The 16,784-nt window shown below is 63.0% G+C and carries 15 protein-coding genes and 1 pseudogene; 10 read left to right on the top strand and 6 right to left on the bottom strand.

All coding sequences use genetic code 11. The annotated features are described in order from the left end of the window. Positions 1–14: 14 nt before the first annotated feature. The gene (locus tag ACIQTW_RS08625; protein WP_402936048.1) at positions 15–1,400 is read right to left on the bottom strand and encodes an MFS transporter; all 1,386 of its coding nucleotides are present in this window, start codon (positions 1,398–1,400) and stop codon (positions 15–17) included. A gap of 166 nt (positions 1,401–1,566) precedes the next feature. Here ACIQTW_RS08625 and ACIQTW_RS08630 point away from each other — a divergent pair, with 166 nt between their 5' ends. From ACIQTW_RS08630 to ACIQTW_RS08640, 3 genes are all read left to right on the top strand, one after another. Then, positions 1,567–2,421 (top strand): LysR substrate-binding domain-containing protein, encoded by an 855-nt coding sequence (locus tag ACIQTW_RS08630; protein ID WP_026543322.1) that lies wholly within the window; start codon positions 1,567–1,569, stop codon positions 2,419–2,421. Positions 2,422–2,447: 26 nt separating this feature from the next. Next, entirely contained in the window at positions 2,448–3,011 is a 564-nt protein-coding gene (locus ACIQTW_RS08635; protein ID WP_402936051.1) for a GNAT family N-acetyltransferase, read from the top strand. Between the two features lie 193 nt (positions 3,012–3,204). After that, positions 3,205–3,978 carry a sugar phosphate isomerase/epimerase family protein gene (locus tag ACIQTW_RS08640; RefSeq protein ID WP_402936053.1) on the top strand — a complete coding sequence of 258 codons (774 nt, stop codon included), beginning with the start codon at positions 3,205–3,207 and terminating at the stop codon, positions 3,976–3,978. A 26-nt stretch (positions 3,979–4,004) separates the two neighbouring features. Here ACIQTW_RS08640 and ACIQTW_RS08645 read toward each other — a convergent pair. Further along, positions 4,005–4,771, bottom strand: a pseudogene (locus ACIQTW_RS08645) (alpha/beta hydrolase). 13 nt (positions 4,772–4,784) lie between these two features. Next, positions 4,785–5,822, bottom strand: a complete 1,038-nt coding sequence (locus ACIQTW_RS08650; RefSeq protein WP_402936055.1) for a LacI family DNA-binding transcriptional regulator — start codon at positions 5,820–5,822, stop codon at positions 4,785–4,787. Positions 5,823–6,020: 198 nt separating this feature from the next. Here ACIQTW_RS08650 and ACIQTW_RS08655 point away from each other — a divergent pair, with 198 nt between their 5' ends. From ACIQTW_RS08655 to ACIQTW_RS08670, 4 genes are all read left to right on the top strand, one after another. After that, positions 6,021–7,190, top strand: a complete 1,170-nt coding sequence (locus ACIQTW_RS08655) for a Gfo/Idh/MocA family protein (RefSeq protein ID WP_026543316.1) — start codon at positions 6,021–6,023, stop codon at positions 7,188–7,190. Beyond that, complete coding sequence (locus ACIQTW_RS08660; RefSeq protein WP_402936057.1) at positions 7,190–8,404, top strand: dihydrodipicolinate synthase family protein; 1,215 nt, start codon at positions 7,190–7,192, stop codon at positions 8,402–8,404. Before ACIQTW_RS08655 ends, ACIQTW_RS08660 begins: the two co-directional genes overlap by 1 nt. Beyond that, positions 8,401–9,240, top strand: a complete 840-nt coding sequence (locus tag ACIQTW_RS08665) for a sugar phosphate isomerase/epimerase family protein (RefSeq protein ID WP_402936059.1) — start codon at positions 8,401–8,403, stop codon at positions 9,238–9,240. The genes ACIQTW_RS08660 and ACIQTW_RS08665 overlap by 4 nt, the downstream gene beginning before the upstream one ends. A gap of 695 nt (positions 9,241–9,935) precedes the next feature. Then, on the top strand, positions 9,936–10,109 hold the full coding sequence (locus tag ACIQTW_RS08670; protein ID WP_402936061.1) for a hypothetical protein: 174 nt from the start codon (positions 9,936–9,938) through the stop codon (positions 10,107–10,109). Between the two features lie 26 nt (positions 10,110–10,135). Here ACIQTW_RS08670 and ACIQTW_RS08675 read toward each other — a convergent pair whose 3' ends face one another. The 3 genes from ACIQTW_RS08675 to ACIQTW_RS08685 form a co-directional block, all read right to left on the bottom strand. Then, positions 10,136–10,345 carry a hypothetical protein gene (locus ACIQTW_RS08675; protein WP_402936063.1) on the bottom strand — a complete coding sequence of 70 codons (210 nt, stop codon included), beginning with the start codon at positions 10,343–10,345 and terminating at the stop codon, positions 10,136–10,138. Positions 10,346–10,365: 20 nt separating this feature from the next. Beyond that, positions 10,366–11,475: a YihY/virulence factor BrkB family protein gene (locus tag ACIQTW_RS08680; protein WP_402936064.1), complete on the bottom strand. Its 1,110-nt coding sequence runs from the start codon at positions 11,473–11,475 to the stop codon at positions 10,366–10,368. A gap of 148 nt (positions 11,476–11,623) precedes the next feature. Then, positions 11,624–12,829, bottom strand: coding sequence for an ROK family protein (locus ACIQTW_RS08685; RefSeq protein ID WP_402936066.1), 1,206 nt, complete (start codon positions 12,827–12,829; stop codon positions 11,624–11,626). Positions 12,830–12,974: 145 nt separating this feature from the next. On the opposite strand from ACIQTW_RS08685, the gene xylA reads away from it, so the two are divergent. The 3 genes from xylA (at position 12,975) to ACIQTW_RS08700 (ending at position 16,749) form a co-directional block, all read left to right on the top strand. Then, entirely contained in the window at positions 12,975–14,162 is a 1,188-nt protein-coding gene (gene xylA, locus ACIQTW_RS08690) for a xylose isomerase (RefSeq protein ID WP_402936068.1), read from the top strand. A 100-nt stretch (positions 14,163–14,262) separates the two neighbouring features. Next, complete coding sequence (locus ACIQTW_RS08695) at positions 14,263–15,693, top strand: xylulokinase (RefSeq protein WP_402936070.1); 1,431 nt, start codon at positions 14,263–14,265, stop codon at positions 15,691–15,693. 69 nt (positions 15,694–15,762) lie between these two features. Beyond that, positions 15,763–16,749, top strand: coding sequence for a LacI family DNA-binding transcriptional regulator (locus ACIQTW_RS08700; protein ID WP_402936282.1), 987 nt, complete (start codon positions 15,763–15,765; stop codon positions 16,747–16,749). The last annotated feature ends 35 nt before the right edge of the window (positions 16,750–16,784 follow it).

Genomic DNA, 16,784 nt, shown 5'->3' on the forward strand with positions numbered 1-16,784 from the left:
CCGCTTCATCCTCTTTAAGTCGTCTGCGGTTCCTGCACGATCCGCACCACCCGACGCCGATCGCGCAGGTCCACTTTGATGTGCAGTGATGACTTCCGGGCCAGTACGACGGCGACTACCACAGCCGCGATGGCCGGCACACCACCGGAGATCAGGACGGCAAGGTGCGGACCAAGGTGCTCGGCAAGCCAACCCATCATGGGGCCGCCGATTGCCTGCCCACCGATGAGCACCACGAGGTACAGGCTCATGACGCGGCCGCGGATGCTCATGTTGGAGCTGGTCTGCACCATTTGGTTAGCCGCGGTGAGGAACATGAGGCACCAGAATCCGGCGAGGACCATGGTGACGCTGAACCAGACCATGGTGGGCATGAGCGAAGAGATGCAGAGCATCAGGCCATACAACCCGGCAGACGTCACTACCGACCGCAACCGCAGTTGACGACGGCGGGTGGACGCCACCGCGCCAGTCAGTGCACCGAGCGCAACCATCGCATTGAGCAGGCCGTAGCCTCCGGCGCCGGCGTCGTACACGTGATCCGCAAACGCAGCCAGCAGCACCGGCAGGCTCATGGCGAAAACTGCCACGAAACCGGCCATCAACCATGGCCAGTAAATAGTGGGCTTGCTGAGCGCGTAGTTGAGTCCTTCGCGGAGCATTCCCTTTTTGCGAGGGGTCGGCTGGCTGAGGTGCAACTGGTCCTTGCGGAGGATCAACAGCATGGCAACAGTGGAGCAGCAGGCCACGGCGTTCGCCGCGAAGGCCCAACCTGCACCCACTGCTGTGAGCAGCACACCGGCCAAGGCGGGACCGATCAGTCCGCCGAGCTGGAACGTGGTGGAGTTGACGCTGATGGCATTCCGGAGGTATTTGGGGCCGACGAGCTCGTTGACGAACACCTGCCGGGCCGGCTGGTCGAGCACCGTCACGAAGCCCAAGAGCAGGGCGATGACGTACACATGCCACACTTCGACGCGTTGGCTCAGGGAGAGCACCGCCAACGCGGCCGCTAGCACAGCCGCCGCGGATTGGCAGATGATGAGGATCTTTCGCTTGGCAAAGCGGTCGGCAATCATGCCGCCCCACGGTCCAAGGAAAAGCGAAGGCAGGAACTGCAATGCCACAGTAATTCCGACGGCGGTGACGGAACCGGACAGCTGCAGCACCATCCAGTCCTGGGCGATGCGCTGCATCCAGATCGCGATCACGGCGATGAAGTGGCCGATCGCGAAGATCCTGAAGTTGGGGACCTTCAGGGAAATGAAGGTATGCCGCCAGGGCAGCTTTTCACTCACGACGGCGAGTGGCTGGGTGACGGTGTCCGCGGGCTGAGGTGCGGATAGGGAATCGATGACGGGCTGGCTGACGTTTGCCGCTGAAGGCGGTGGGGGTGCCAAAGGTAGTCCTCGGATGGAGAGTTTCGGTGGGATGCGTTTAACGCTAGGGTTGCGAGCAGCAATTATGGAAGCGTATTGTGCCTATAACTAGCATTGCGGAACGCAATGCCAGTGCTGGAAGGGCGCAGTACTCCGGCCCGGCGTTGACCTGCGCTTTAGGAGTTCCGTGTTCGAACCTGTCCAGCTACGTTCCTTTTTGGCCGTCGCAGAAACGCTGAGTTTCACCAAGGCCGCAGAGCGCCTTGGGCTCGCACAGCCCACCGTCAGCCAGCATGTCCGCAAGCTTGAGGCCGCCGCCAAGCGGGTTCTGGTTGCCCGCGATACGCGCGAGGTACGGCTCACCGATAACGGCGACGCCATGGCCGGTTTTGCCCGCAACATCCTTGCCGCCCACGACTCCGCCGCCCGCTACTTTTCCGGGTCGGCCATGCGAGGGCGACTCCGCTTTGGCACCGCAGACGACCTCGCCATCACCGGCCTCCCCCGGATCCTTCGCGAGTTCCGGCAGTTGTACCCGCAGATCAACCTGGAGCTCACCGTCAGCCAAAGCGATCAGCTCTACAAGCGACTCAATGCCGGCCAGCTGGACCTGGTGTTCGTGAAATGGGTAGCCGGCGCGAAGGAAGGCACGGTGGTTCGGCACGACAACTTCGCCTGGGTCGGAGTCGAGCAGACCGTACTGGAACCCGGGGCTCCCGTCCCCCTCATCGCGTACCCAGCGCCCAGCCTGAGCCGAAAGCTGGCCATCGATGCACTGGAAGCCGAAGGCCGCACCTGGCGGATCACGTGCAGCACCAAGCAGATCAGTGGAGTGCTCGCAGCCGTGCGTGCCGGCATCGGAGTTGCCGTAATGCCGGCGTCGCTGGTGCCCGAGGACCTGAAAGTCATCACTCAGCGGTTCGGGCTACCGCCAGTGGGTGACGTCGATTTCACCCTGATCCGGAATCCCCTGGCCAACGCCGAGGTCATCGATGCCCTCACGCAGGCCATCATGGGCAGGACGCTGAGCAAGTCGAACTAGTGGGCGCACAGTAGTAGGCTCACCAAATGATTCACAAGCTCACTACGCCATCTTCAAGCTTCCATACCTCCTGGCTGGAAAGTTATGACGAGTGGGGAACGCTCGACCAAGACGGTTCCGCAGCCTTTGTGGCAGCGAGATACGACTTGGATCTCCACGACAGCAGCGATTTCGCGAAATGGGTTGAAGTACTCCATGAGTTGCCCAAGCAAAGCTTCCGGCCTCCCGAAGGGTTGGCCAACCAAAGCACCATATGGGTGGTTCGGGATGCTACCTATCTAGGCTCCGTCAGCCTGAGGCACGCGCTTGCGAACGAATACTTGACCGAAGCAGGTGGACACATCGGCTACGGAATAAGGCCAAGCGCAAGAGGCCACGGCCTCGCCAAGTTTGCCTTGAAGGGTGCGATGGAAGAAGGGCGCAGGCTCGGAATGGAGCGTGTCCTGGTGACTTGCAAGCAGCCCAATGTGGCGTCCGCCCGCACCATCGAGTCGTGCGGAGGCATCCTTGAGAGCGTCCGCCCGCCAGAGAGTTTTGCCCCCGAACTGGGAGTCAGCGAACCCATCCGGCGGTACTGGATCGATCTGTAGCGTCGGGACGTGCACGGTCATGATCATGTCGGGCCCGCGCCCGCGCTGCACTTTCCGCCGTTTGCACCCGTAACCTCTGGTGCGCACGGCGGCAACGGGCGCGGCCTTGGTGCGCACGGCGGGAACGGGTGCGGATGTGTTCAACAGGCGATACACCCTTACCGGGTAAGCGCATTCCCGATATCCTGTGATCATGATCGACCTCACCACACTGGCTGACCTCACGCCAGGCATCTGTTCAGTCACTCTCCGCTCGCAGGGGATAGACGACGTGGTCCGAATTTCTTCTGATGCTGGCTTGGCCGGGATCGAGTGGGGTACCGATGTGCACGTCAACGACTCCAAGTCAGCGGCGCACGCCAAGGAAGCCACGGCGGCGGCCGGGCTCAGCGTCCTCTCGCTCGGCTCGTACTACCGCTGCGGCGCGTTCGGCGATTTTGGGCGCGCGTTGGACCTTGCCGCAGCCCTGGGCGCTCCAAGGATCCGGGTGTGGGCCGGTGAACTTGGCTCTGCCGAAGCCAATGAGGATCACTGGGATGCGGTGGTCCAAGACACCCGGCGAATTGCCGAAATGGCGGCCGACAGCGGCATCGCCATTGCATTCGAATACCACGGCGACACCCTTACCGACTCCCCCGCCACCACCCTCGACTTACTGAACCGGGTGAATCACCCCAACGTGGGCACCTACTGGCAGCCCGCCGTCGGGCTTTCGGACAAGCAGGCGCTTGAGTCGCTCCACGAAGTCTTGCCGCATCTGGTTGGCGTGCACTGCTTCTCATGGGGAGCCGACGCCGAGCGCTTTCCGCTGCGGAACCGAAAGCTGCTGTGGCAGACCGTCACGGATGTCCTGCGCGGCAACGGCAAGGATATGGACATCATGCTTGAATTCGTTGAGGACGATCTTCCCCACAACGTCCTCAACGATGCCGCCTTCCTGCACACGATCACTTTGGGTGAAGACTAACGACATCGCGTGAGGACTAGCGCCGGCTACGCAGCCCAACCCATCCTGCGAAGCCAGGCGGCACAGAGTGCAGTCCACTGCCTGGCTCCAGGCGTTTCCAACGCCATGCCAATCCCGTGCTTTCCGCTGGGAAAGACGTGGAGCTCCACTGGAACACCGGCCCGACCCAGCGCGCCTGCGTAGGCCAGGCTGTGGCTGACAGGGACGGAATCGTCGTCGGCGGTGTGCCACAGGAAGGCGGGCGGCGTGGCGGAGTTGACGTACAGTTCCGTCGACAGCCCCCGCAGCACCTCCGGCGTGGCACCCACCCCGGCGAGGTTGTCCACGGACCCCTGATGTGCGGCATCCAAGAAGGAAATCACCGGATAGCAGAGGATGCTGAGGTCCGGCACGGCCCCAGGGAGGTCCAATGCAGAATCCCCGTCGGGACGCGCACAGACAACGAGGCCGCAAGGTGTCCACCGGCAGAGAAACCGAGCACCCCCACCCGTGCAGGATCGACATTCAGTCCATGCTCACCATGCCGGATCCACAACATCGCCTGCTTGGCGTCTTCCAAGGGCGCAGGATGCTGGTGGGGCGCCACCCGGTAGCGCAGCACAAAAGCATGGATCCCCAGCGCGGCAAGCCATTCGGCCACCGGCTCGGCCTCATGGTCTGCGGTCTTGGCGTAGCCTCCGCCGGGAAGGACCAGGACGGCTGGCGCCTGCGCTGAAGGCTCAGCCCGGGCGGAATGTCCGACGGCGGGAATCACCGTGAGCGCCTGGGGCGCCTTAGCGTCCACTGCGGTCATTCTGCAGGCCTGGTCAAACTTGTGATTCGGCGGGAGTTTCAGTGCTTCGGCGAAGCTTCACCGCACCACTTACGGGCGGGGTGTCAGGATCTCCAGCGGCGAGGCGTCCGATGTTCTCCAGCGGCAGATGCACCGTGGACAAGGCCGGGCGGAAGTCGCGAAGTGTTTCGATGTCGTCAAAACCCGCGATGTTGGCATCCCGCGGAATCCATACGCCCTCGGGTCGGAGCGCCGCGGTAACGCCAATGGCCATGACATCGTTCACCGCGAAGATGCAGAGCCTATCTTTGGAGGCTTTGATCCGATCGGCGAGTGCGGGCCCGGCGTCGTATCCTCCTGCACGGTTGAAGCCGGTGCGGATGATCTCTGCTGCAGGCCTTCCAGCGGCGGCGAGACCCCGCTGGAAGCCGCGGACCCGGTCGTCGGAGGTGTACAGCCCTTCGGGACCCGCAACGATGAGGAATTCACCATCGTGCGTAGCGGCCAATTCCGCAGCGAGGTCCGCGGCAAGTTCTTCATTGGGGACTTCAACCACGTGGTAGCCCTCAGTAGTGGAGGCGCCAACCACCGGGTGACCAACAACCCCAACGTGTCCGCCATTGCGGCAGTAGCGGTCCAATTCGGCGGCCAGTTCGCTGTTGCCTTGCTTGTCCTCGGCGCGCACAGACCGCGAACCGGCGATCACGATGGAGTCGGCGCGTCGGGCAGCGAACGCGGCCACTGCTTCTTTTTCGTCCTGCGCCGCGCCGGATGTGCTCGCCAGCAACACCATTCGGTTTTGCTGGCGGGCTGCTTCCTGTACCCCGCGGGCGATGGCGGAAAAGTAGGGATCGGCAATGTCATGAACAATGAGGCCGATCAATCCTGAGCTCGACTTCGCTAACGCCTGCGCCTGCGCGTTGGGGACGTAGCCAAGCTTGTCGGCAGCATCGCGGACGCGCTCCGCAATATCCTCAGCTGGTTTACGGGACGAGCCGTTCAAGACCCGGGATGCCGTGGCAAGGGAGACGCCGGCTAGTCGGGCAACTTCACTCAGTGTGCTGGCGGCCACGGGGGCCCTCCTTTTCTGCAGGCGTCGGGACTGGCGCTAGGAAAATTATGGCAGTCTTCCACCATTTTTGGGAAAGCGCTTGCCAACGCGGCGCGTCATGGTGCATGATCGATTGCAACGGGAATGCGCTTTCCCAACATACAGACTGCAAGCACCGGCATCCGCAAAGCGACCGGCACACAAGGCACTGGAGAAAACATGGGCTACGAAACAAAGACGATCCGCATCGCCATGAACGGCATCACCGGCCGTATGGGCTACCGCCAGCACTTGCTGCGTTCCATCCTGCCCATCCGCGACGCCGGTGGCTTCACCCTGGAAGACGGCACCAAGGTTCAGGTCGAGCCGATCCTCGTTGGCCGCAATGAAGCCAAGATCCGCGAACTCGCCGAACTCCACAAAGTTTCCGAATGGACCACGGACCTCGACGCCGTCATCGCCGACCCCACCGTGGACATCATCTTTGACGCCTCCATGACCAGCCTCCGCGCCGCCACCTTGAAGAAGGCCATGCGCGCCGGCAAGCACATCTTCACCGAGAAGCCCACGGCAGAGACCCTCGAAGAAGCCATCGAGCTGGCACAGATCGGCAAGGAAGCCGGCGTCACTGCAGGCGTCGTGCACGACAAGCTGTACCTTCCCGGCCTGGTCAAGCTCCGCCGCCTGGTGGACGAAGGCTTCTTTGGCCGCATCCTCTCCATCCGTGGCGAATTCGGCTACTGGGTCTTCGAAGGCGATGTCCAGGCTGCACAGCGTCCGTCCTGGAACTACCGCAAGGAAGACGGCGGCGGAATGACCACGGACATGTTCTGCCACTGGAACTACGTCCTTGAAGGCATCATCGGCAAGGTCAAGAGCGTCAACGCCAAGACTGCCACGCACATCCCCGCACGTTGGGACGAGGCCGGCAAGGAATACAAGGCCACCGCCGACGACGCCTCCTACGGCATCTTTGAACTCGAAACCCCGGGCGGCGACGACGTCATCGGCCAGATCAACTCCTCCTGGGCCGTCCGCGTTTACCGCGACGAACTGGTTGAGTTCCAGATCGACGGCACGCACGGTTCCGCCGTCGCCGGTTTGAACAAGTGCGTTGCGCAGCAGCGCGCCCACACCCCCAAGCCCGTCTGGAACCCGGACCTGCCAGTCACCGAGTCGTTCCGCAGCCAGTGGCAGGAAGTCCCGGCCAACGCTGAGCTGGACAACGGCTTCAAGCTGCAGTGGGAAGAATTCCTCCGCGACGTCGTCGCCGGCCGCGAGCACCGCTTCGGTCTGCTCTCCGCAGCACGCGGCGTCCAGCTGGCCGAGCTCGGCCTGCAGTCCTCGGCTGAGCGCCGCACCATCGACATCCCGGAGATCACCCTCTAATGACGTCACTCATTCTTCCTACCAACGACGGCGGCACCCGCGAGTACCGCCTTCAGGCCGCCGCCTCGTGGGCCAAGCCGACCGCTCCTTTGACGGCCCGCCGCGCCTACGCAGCAGCCCACGTCATCCCCGAGGTCGCTGCGGACAACACTCCCGGCGCACCGGCACAGCTCGACTGGGACGCCACGTTGGCCTACCGGCACGAGCTGTGGTCCTACGGCCTGGGCGTAGCTGATGCCATGGACACCGCGCAGCGCGGCATGGGATTGGACTGGGCAGCCACCCAGCAGCTCATCAAGCGCACCGGCGCCGAGGCAGCATCCGTTGTTGCAGCCGGTAACGCCGCCATCACCGGCAAATCCGTCCGCGACCTCGTATCCTGCGGCGCAGGCACTGATCAACTGGACATCGCCACGCTTCCCGAGGGTGCGGCCGGTATCCAGGCGGTCATCGACGCCTACCGTGAGCAGATCGCGGTCGTCAGTGAGGCCGGCCCCAAGGTCATCCTCATGGCGTCCCGAGCCCTGGCCAAGGTTGCCAACGGTGCCGACGACTACCTGCACGTCTACTCGACGCTCCTGCAGGAAGTGGATCAGCCCGTAATCCTGCACTGGCTCGGCACCATGTTCGACCCCGCGCTGGCCGGGTACTGGGGCTCCGACGACGTTTCGGTCGCCACTGAAACCTTCCTCAGCCTGATCCGCGAACACTCGGACAAGGTTGACGGCGTGAAGGTTTCGCTGCTGGACGCCTCGCACGAGGTAGCCCTGCGCGCCGCACTTCCGGAAGCGGTCCGCCTTTACACAGGCGACGACTTCAACTACCCGGAGCTGATCGACGGCGACGAGACCTATCACTCGGACGCCCTGCTGGGCATCTTCGCCGCTATCTACCCGGCCGCTTCGGTTGCCCTGCAGAAGTACGACGCCGGTCAAGATGCCGAAGGGCGCGCGATCCTGGACTCCACCCGGGAGCTTGGAAAGCACATTTTCAGCGCACCCACCTTCTACTACAAGACCGGCATCGCCTTCATGTCCTGGCTCAACGGCAAGCAGCCCGGTTTCCAGATGGTGGGCGGCCTGCATTCCGGCCGTTCCGTGCTGCACCTGGCCAAGACCTTCGAGCTGGCAGACCAAGCCGGCTTGTTGAAGGATCCGTCGCTGGCCGCGTTCCGGATGTCTGACTTCCTGCGGATCAACGGAGTGGGCGCATGAGCGATTTCTCACGACTCTCCCTCAACAGTGCCACCACCAAGAAGTGGACGCTCGCCGAGGCTGTGGACGGTTGCGCCCGCGCCGGAATCCCCGCGATCGGACCGTGGCGTGACCGGGTGGCGGAGGCCGGACTGGATAAGGCAGCCAAGCTCATCAAGGATGCAGGCCTCCGTGTTTCCTCGCTCTGCCGCGGCGGCTTCCTCACAGCGGCCGACGCTGAAGGGCAGGCCGCAGCCCTCGCCGACAACTTCGAGGCCGTTCGCGAAGCAGTAGCGCTGGACACCCAGGAGCTATTCCTGGTGGTCGGCGGGCTCGCTCCGGGTGAGAAGGACGTTGTCGCTGCACGCCAGCGCGTCGCCGATCGTCTCGAAGAACTGGTCCCGTTCGCTTCCGAGAACGGTGTGCGACTGGTGCTGGAACCCCTGCACCCGATGTATGCCGCAGACCGCGCGCTCATCTCCACCCTTGGCCAGGCCCTCGATCTCGCCGCGCCGTACGACGCGAAGGCCGTGGGCGTCGCCGTCGATACCTTCCATGTCTGGTGGGATCCCGAGCTTAAGGCGCAGATTGAACGTGCCGGCCGCGAGAACCGCATCGCCTCCTACCAGGTGTGTGACTTCAACCTGCCGATCGCTGCAGACGCGCTGTTGTCCCGCGGCATGATGGGCGACGGCGTCATCGACTTCGCGACCATCGGCACCTGGGTCAGGGACGCCGGCTATACAGGCGACATCGAAGTTGAGATCTTCAACCAGGAAATTTGGGACGCCGACGGCGACACCGTCCTGGAAACCATGAAGCAGCGCTACGCGGAGCTCGTCCTCCCGTTCGCGTAACAACGTGATCCTCCCGCGGATGCCCTAAGCTCCGCGGGAGGATCACTCCAAAAACCAGCGGGTTCCTGCCAAGGTCACGGCAGGGGCCCGCTTTTTTGCGCCACCCATGTTCCTCCGGGCCACAGCTATCACTGCGAAGGTGCGGCCACCACCCACTTTGATTCTGAAACTGCCCGGACACCCGGCATTGCGGGTGTGTCGCGGCAGTTCCGAGTCCAAAGAAGGTGGTGACGGCACACCCTGTTTCCAGCATCTCGTGGCCGAGTCCTATCCACCCGCGCCGCGCTTGAATGCCGGCGACACTGGGATTCCAGCGGCGGGATTCGCTTTCGGAGGCGCAATGGGCTTTGGATGACGTTAGCCATCCCGGCTGCCGGAAAAGGCTCGACGCCGACGGCCCGCCAGCGCCGCCGTCGCATCTTCTAGCGTGCTTGGCTGCTGCGAAGGTGCGGCCACCACCCACTTTGATTCTGAAACTGCCCGTACACGCCGCATTGCGGGTGTGTCGCGGCAGTTCCGGGTCCAAAGAAGGTGGTGACGGCACACCCACTTTGTGTCCGCCGTGAGTCGGGAAATGGGCAGGTGAGATAAGTGGTACACAGCTGAAACATTGCGTCGATGAGAGGAAACAATGGCCACCTACGCTGGTTCTACCTGGACAAAGAAGTCCACGAAACCACTGAAAGGACACCACCATGATGCTCTTGAAGACCCTGAATTTTTTCCTCGACGCCAGCGGCAGCCACAGCGGCCCGTCCGGCGAATCCAGCCCCGAGCACTCCCCCGCCATTCCTACGAAGCGCCTGACTTCCAGCGCCTGGGAGGGCTGGTGGGATGACGCCGACCAGGGCTTTCCAGCCGAAGCCTGAGCTTTCAACCCGCCACTGGGCCGGGTTCAGGAGGCTCGCGCAGCGAGCTGCACTTTTGCCTTCGGCAGGCCAATAAAGGTGACCGACCCGCCGTCGAGCCCTTCCAGTTCCAATCTGATGTTCCGCGAGCCGTCTTGGGGCGCCACGGAGTTGACCTGAAAAACCTCACCGCTGATCCGGACGCTGTCGCCGTTCTTGATGGCTTTGAGCTTCTTGCTCCTTGTACCGGATGCCATGGCCAGACCCTCCATTGCCGCTACCTGTTCTTTCGGGAATCGTCATCGCGAGCTTCGTTCCCGCGGGTTTCCTTCCCGTGGTTTTCGCGAAGTTCCTCACCGCGGCGAACTACTTCTTCTTCCTTTTCCTGCATTTTGTCGCTCTTCTTGGTATCGCGTGGCGGCAACTGGATGCTCTTCTCAGCTTCGATGCCACCCTGCAGTTGGCGTCCGCGTTCCATTTCGGCGTCGAACTCCGCACCGAACAGCAGGGACATGTTCAGGATCCAGAGCCACAGCAGCATGATGATGACGCCTGCCAGCGCACCATACGTCTTGTTGTAGTTGCTGAAATTGGCCACATAGAAACCGAAACCAAGGGATGCCAGGGCGAAAATGATCAGTGCAATGAACGAACCCATGCTCATCCAACGGAACTTGGGCTGCTTAACGTTGGGGGTGAAGTAGTAGAGCACAGCGATGATCGCGACCACGATGAGGATGAGGACCGGCCACTTGGCGATGTTCCATACGGTGAGGGCGGTCTCCGACAATCCGATGGCGCCGCCAATGGCCTCTGCCACTGGGCCGCTGAGGACGAGGATGGCTGCGGCGATCCCTGCACCCACGACGGCGACGATGGTGACGGCGAGCATGGTGCCGCGCAGCTTAACGAAGCCGCGGCCTTCATCCACCTCGTACACGCGGTTCATGGCCCTGCTGAAGGCTGTGGTGTAGCCGGAGGCTGACCAGAGCGCCACCAAGATACCGAAAACCAACGCCAGTCCTGCCGTGTTGGACTGTGTCAGTTCCTCGATTGGCTGGCGCATGGCATCAACGCCCGGCCCCGGCGCGAACTGTTGCACGATGTCCAGCAGCGCGGAGGTGGTGCGTCCGGCGTCGCCGAAAATGCCAATCAGCGAAACCAACGCCAGGAGCGCGGGAAACAGCGAGAGGACAGCATAGTAGGTCAGGCCTGCTGCGGCATCCGGACATTGATCCTTGGTGAACTCCCGCAGCGTCCGCTTGGCAACGTACATCCATGTGGGCTTGGCCAGATCATTGGGACTGTCCGGCTTGCGCGAGTCCTCGGGAGAAGGAGCACTCTGCGCTTTGGCTGTACTGGTGTGGGCTGAGTCTTTTGTAGTCATGGGGCACTCGTCCGTGGGTAGTTTGCGCGAACAACTGACCCTTCAATAGTAAGCATGCTGATGAATACTAGGAAGCACCCACGCCGGTTAATCCACACTGACTACCACCTGCACCCGGGAAGGACTGGCCCGGAACCTACTGCGCAGGCTACGCCAAATTGCTCGCCAGCAGGAACTCGAACGGCGATTCGATCACTGACCGGATCACTTGGCCGGCAGCGCCGAGGAGCGTTCCGGAATGCTCAAGGGCGGAAACGGTCAGGTTGCCCGGATCCAGCAAACCCGGCGCGTAGCGATCCAAACTGCTGAGCAGCGCCGGCCTGAGCCATTCCGCCAGCACGGCGAAGTGGCCGCCGAGGACTACGGCTTCAATGTCCATCAACCGGGCAGAAGAGGCGAGCGCGACGCCCAAGTACCTCCCGGCGTCGTGAACTGCCTGGGTGGCTTGCGGTTCACGGGCAGCCAGGGCCGCCAGCAGCAGCTCCGTGCGCCGTCCCAGCGATCCTTCGGGGATGCCTGCCGCCTCGAAAATGGCTTCCTGGCCGGCGAAGGTTTCCAAGCACCCCGCGCCACCGCAGGAACAGCCCGGCCCGTCGGGGTGGACCACGATGTGGCCAAGTTCGCCGGCCGATCCGCCAGGTCCGGTGTAAAGTTCCGAGCCGATGATGACGCCCCCACCAACACCCACTTCCCCTGAAACATAGAGGAAGTCCGGCTGACCTCCGCCATACCAAAGCTCTCCAAGTGCTGCGCTATTGGCCTCGTTGGACAACCTGACGCCAAGGGGTGCGCCTTCCAGCAGGTTCTGCGGATTCAGTGCCTCGTGCTCCCAGTGCAAATTAGGAGCGGACAACACGAGGTTGCGCCGCGCATCAACCAAGCCCGGAACCGCCAGTCCGCCACCGAGGATCGAGATGTCCGCAGCGGCCGCGGCGGCTATTGCTTCGGCGGCCAGGCCGCCCAAGCGTTCCATGACCTTTTCAGGCGCCAGACCCCGGTTTCGCGATTCAACCGTGGAGTGGAAGCGGAGGTTCCCTCCCAGGTCCACGAGGCCAACGGCCAGGTAGTCCACATTGATCTCCATGCCCACTACGCCACGGCGGGCACTGAGTTCCAAGCCTTGGCCGGGCCGTCCCCGCTCTCCGTCGCGGTACAGGCCCACTTCCGAGACCAGCCCGGATTCCACGAGGTCGGCCACCAGGCTTGAAACCGCTGCTTTGGTGAGTCCGGTTCCGGCGGCCAACTGCGCCCGGCTGGGCTTGGCATCCCCGGTCCTCGCGATGGAGTCCATCACCAACGAAAGATTTCGACGGCGGACGTCACCTACACGTCCGGGCGCGGTCTGCTCATTCACTGGCGTGGGACCTCCCTGCAGCTTCTAAGAATTTTTCCGGCTTCCATTGACCATGATCCATCATCCCCCATATAGTTCAGATTGAAAACTAATTGGAATGGCTTTTCTTCCACTTCTTTCCCAGTGCTTTGCAAAGGAGCAAAAAATGACCCCGCAGCCCACCCCGCAGGATCGCTTCACCTTTGGCCTTTGGACCGTCGGCTGGACGGGCGCCGATCCGTTCGGCGTCGCCACCCGTCCGGCATTGGATCCGGTGGAAGCTGTTCACAAGCTCAGCGAGCTTGGCGCCTATGGCATCACATTCCACGACAATGACTTGATTCCCTTCGATGCCACAGCGTCCGAGCGGGACCTGATCCTGAAGAACTTCAAGGCAGCCTTGGCAGAAACCGGCCTAAAGACGCCCATGGTCACCACTAACCTGTTCAGCCACCCGGTGTTCAAGGACGGCGGATTCACCTCGAACGACCGCTCCATCCGCCGCTTTGCCCTGAGCAAGATCCTCCGGAACATTGACCTTGCTGCTGAACTTGGTGCCGAGACCTTCGTGATGTGGGGCGGCCGTGAAGGCAGCGAATATGACGGTTCCAAGGACCTTTCCGCAGCGCTGGACCGCATGAAGGAAGGCGTGGACACCGCCGCTGGGTACATTAAGGAGAAGGGCTACGGCCTTCGGATTGCCCTCGAGCCCAAGCCGAACGAACCCCGCGGCGACATCTTCCTGCCCACCGTCGGCCACGGCCTGGCATTCATCGCTCAGCTGGAACACGGCGACATCGTGGGCCTTAACCCGGAAACGGGCCACGAGCAGATGGCCGGGCTGAACTTCACCCACGGCATCGCCCAGGCCCTGTGGGCGGGCAAGCTCTTCCACATCGACCTCAACGGCCAGCGCGGCATTAAGTACGATCAGGACCTTGTCTTCGGCCACGGCGACCTCACCAGCGCCTTCTTCACCGTGGACCTTCTGGAGAACGGCTTCCCCAACGGTGGTCCCAAATACGACGGACCGCGCCACTTCGACTACAAGCCGTCCCGTACCGATGGTTACGACGGCGTGTGGGAATCGGCTAAGTCCAACATGTCCATGTACCTCCTGTTAAAGGAACGCGCCCTGGCCTTCCGGGCTGACCCGGACGTCCAGGAAGCGCTCGCCACGTCAGGTGTCTTCGAATTGGGCGAGCCAACACTGAATGATGGAGAGACCACTGCGGACCTGCTGGCTGACGCCAGTGCCTTCGACACGTTCGACGCCGATAAGGCCGCCGAGCGCTCGTTCGCGTTTGTCCGCCTCAACCAGTTGGCCATCGAGCACCTGCTCGGCGCCCGTTAGGTTACTCCCACTCACCGCCGTCCCGCCGCCGGGCTCCCCAAGGTTTCTCCTTACAGGTTTCCTTGCAGCCCGGCGGCGGTCCCCATAAAGGAATGAACGCATGCCTCTCGTAGCCGGGATCGACAGCTCCACCCAGTCCTGCAAAGTGGTCATCCGGGATTCAGTCACTGGTGCCCTGGTACGTCAAGGACGGGCCTCCCATCCGGAGGGCAGCGAAGTCCACCCGGACCATTGGTGGTCAGCCCTCCAGGAAGCAATCGCACAGGCAGGCGGCTTGGATGACGTCGACGCTGTGTCTGTCGGCGGTCAGCAACACGGAATGGTGTGCCTTGACGAGTCCGGAGACGTTGTCCGGCCAGCCTTGTTGTGGAACGACACCCGCTCGGCCCCGGATGCGGAAGAGCTGATCCTCGACGCCGGTAACGGTGATGCCACGGCCGGAGCTTCCTACTGGGCATCTCGCACCGGAACCGTGCCGGTGGCATCGTTGACGGCCACCAAGCTCCGATGGTTGGCGCGTAACGAACCCGCTAACGCCCAACGGACGGCAGCGGTATGCCTACCCCATGATTGGTTGTCGTGGCGCTTGGCCGGACATGGTCCCGGAAGTGGGCCGGCCGCCCTCGGTCTCCTCCGTACAGACCGCTCGGACGCTTCCGGCACGGGCTACTTCTCTGCCAGCAGCGGCCATTACCTTCCAGAGGTCCTCAACGACACGCTGGGTCACATCCCCACGCTGCCGGTCGTCGTCGGACCCCTGGAGACTGCAGGCAAGACGCCAGGCGGGGCACTGATCGGCCCAGGCGCTGGCGACAACGCTGCAGCAGGGCTGGGCGTGTGCGCCGCCGTCGGGGACGTCGTCATTTCGATCGGAACGTCGGGGACGGTCTTCGCGGTGTCAGATATTCCGGCGATGGATGCAAGCGGGCTCGTTGCCGGCTTCGCGGACGCTACCGGCAACTATTTGCCGCTGGCCTGCACGCTCAATGCCACGCGGATCTTCGACGCCACGGCTGCACTGCTGGGCGTGTCCCTGCAGGAACTCGGCGACTTGGCCATGTCCGCCCCGGAAGGCGCTGAAGGGCTGACCCTCGTCCCATATTTCGAGGGCGAGCGGACCCCTAATTTGCCGGAAGCCACCGGCTCCCTCCACGGCATCACGGTTTCCAACTACACCCCCGCCAACTTGGCACGGGCAGCCATAGAGGGCGTGTTGTGTTCGCTGGCCGACGGGCTGGTCGCTTTGCAGGCACAGGGCGTCTCAGCCCAGCGCATCATCCTTGTGGGCGGCGGTGCACAATCGGCTGCGGTCCAGCAGATCGCCGCCGCAGCCTTCGCTTTGCCCGTATTCGTCCCCGAACCCGGAGAGTACGTGGCGGACGGCGCAGCAAGGCAAGCTGCAGGGGTCCTGACAGGTAGCTTGCCGGAATGGCCACTCCAGGGAGTAGAGGTTGTTCGCGGAAGTACCGCCGGGAGTCCCGAATTTCTGACGAGGTACCGCCATTACGCTGCCATGGTGGCCAAAGGCTGATCGACGTCGCGGGTGCTCTATCGTGACAGGGTGAGCACTGAAGAATCCGCACAGCCCCGGCCTCCCGTCATGGAGGACGTTGCCCGAGTAGCAGGTGTCTCCCACCAGACCGTCTCCCGGGTATTGAACAACCACCCCAATGTGAGTTCCAAGACCCGCGAGCGCGTGGAGCAGGCCATCACTGAGCTGGGTTATCGCCGGAACACCGCTGCGAGAAGCCTGGTTACACGAAGGTCCCAGACCATTGGCGTACTCGGCAGTGAGATGGCGCAGTATGGACCGTCTCACACGCTCCTCGGAGTCCAGCAGGCGGCCAGGGAGGCGGGCTATTTCGTCAGCGTCGCGGCCCTGCGGGAAGTAACGCCGGAGACTATTAGGGACGCCATGGCGCACTTCATGGACCAAGGCGTCGACGGCATCGTGGTTACGGTTCCCCACCCGGGAACCTTTGACGTCCTCAAAGACATCACTGCCCAAGTTCCCTTGGTCGCTGTCGGGTCTATAGGCGATGAGCACCTTACAGGCGCCACCGTGGACCAGCGGCAGGGTGCGCGACTCGCCGTCGAGCATCTGTTGGAACTGGGGCATCAACGGATCGGACACTTATCCGGACCCTCCGATTGGATTGACGCCGCTGCCCGTATCGAGGGTTGGCGGGATGCCCTGACAGAGGCCGGGATTGAACCCGTGACGCTCATCGAGGGCGACTGGAGCGCCGGATGCGGGTACCGCGAAGGCTTGAAAATCGCCGCCGACCGCTCTGTGACAGCCTTGTTCGTCGCAAATGACCAGATGGCCCTCGGCGTTCTCCGCGCGTTCAACGAACATGGCGTCCGGGTGCCGGAGGACATCAGCGTGGTGGGCTTCGATGACCAACCGGAGTCGGCATACTTCATACCGCCGTTGACCACCGTGGCCCAGGACTTCGAGGAGCTCGGACAGCGCTGCATTGCTTTGCTGTTGGATCGGCTGGAGAACGGCACCACCGGCACACCCGCCACGGTGGCGCCCCGGCTCGTGGTCCGATCCACCACGGCCCCCGCCCCAACCAGGTAGCAGCAGAGGTCGTTCTGAGCGCCCAAAACGGCGTC

Source organism: Paenarthrobacter sp. NPDC090517 (assembly GCF_044769165.1).
In the GTDB taxonomy this organism is placed as follows: domain Bacteria; phylum Actinomycetota; class Actinomycetes; order Actinomycetales; family Micrococcaceae; genus Arthrobacter.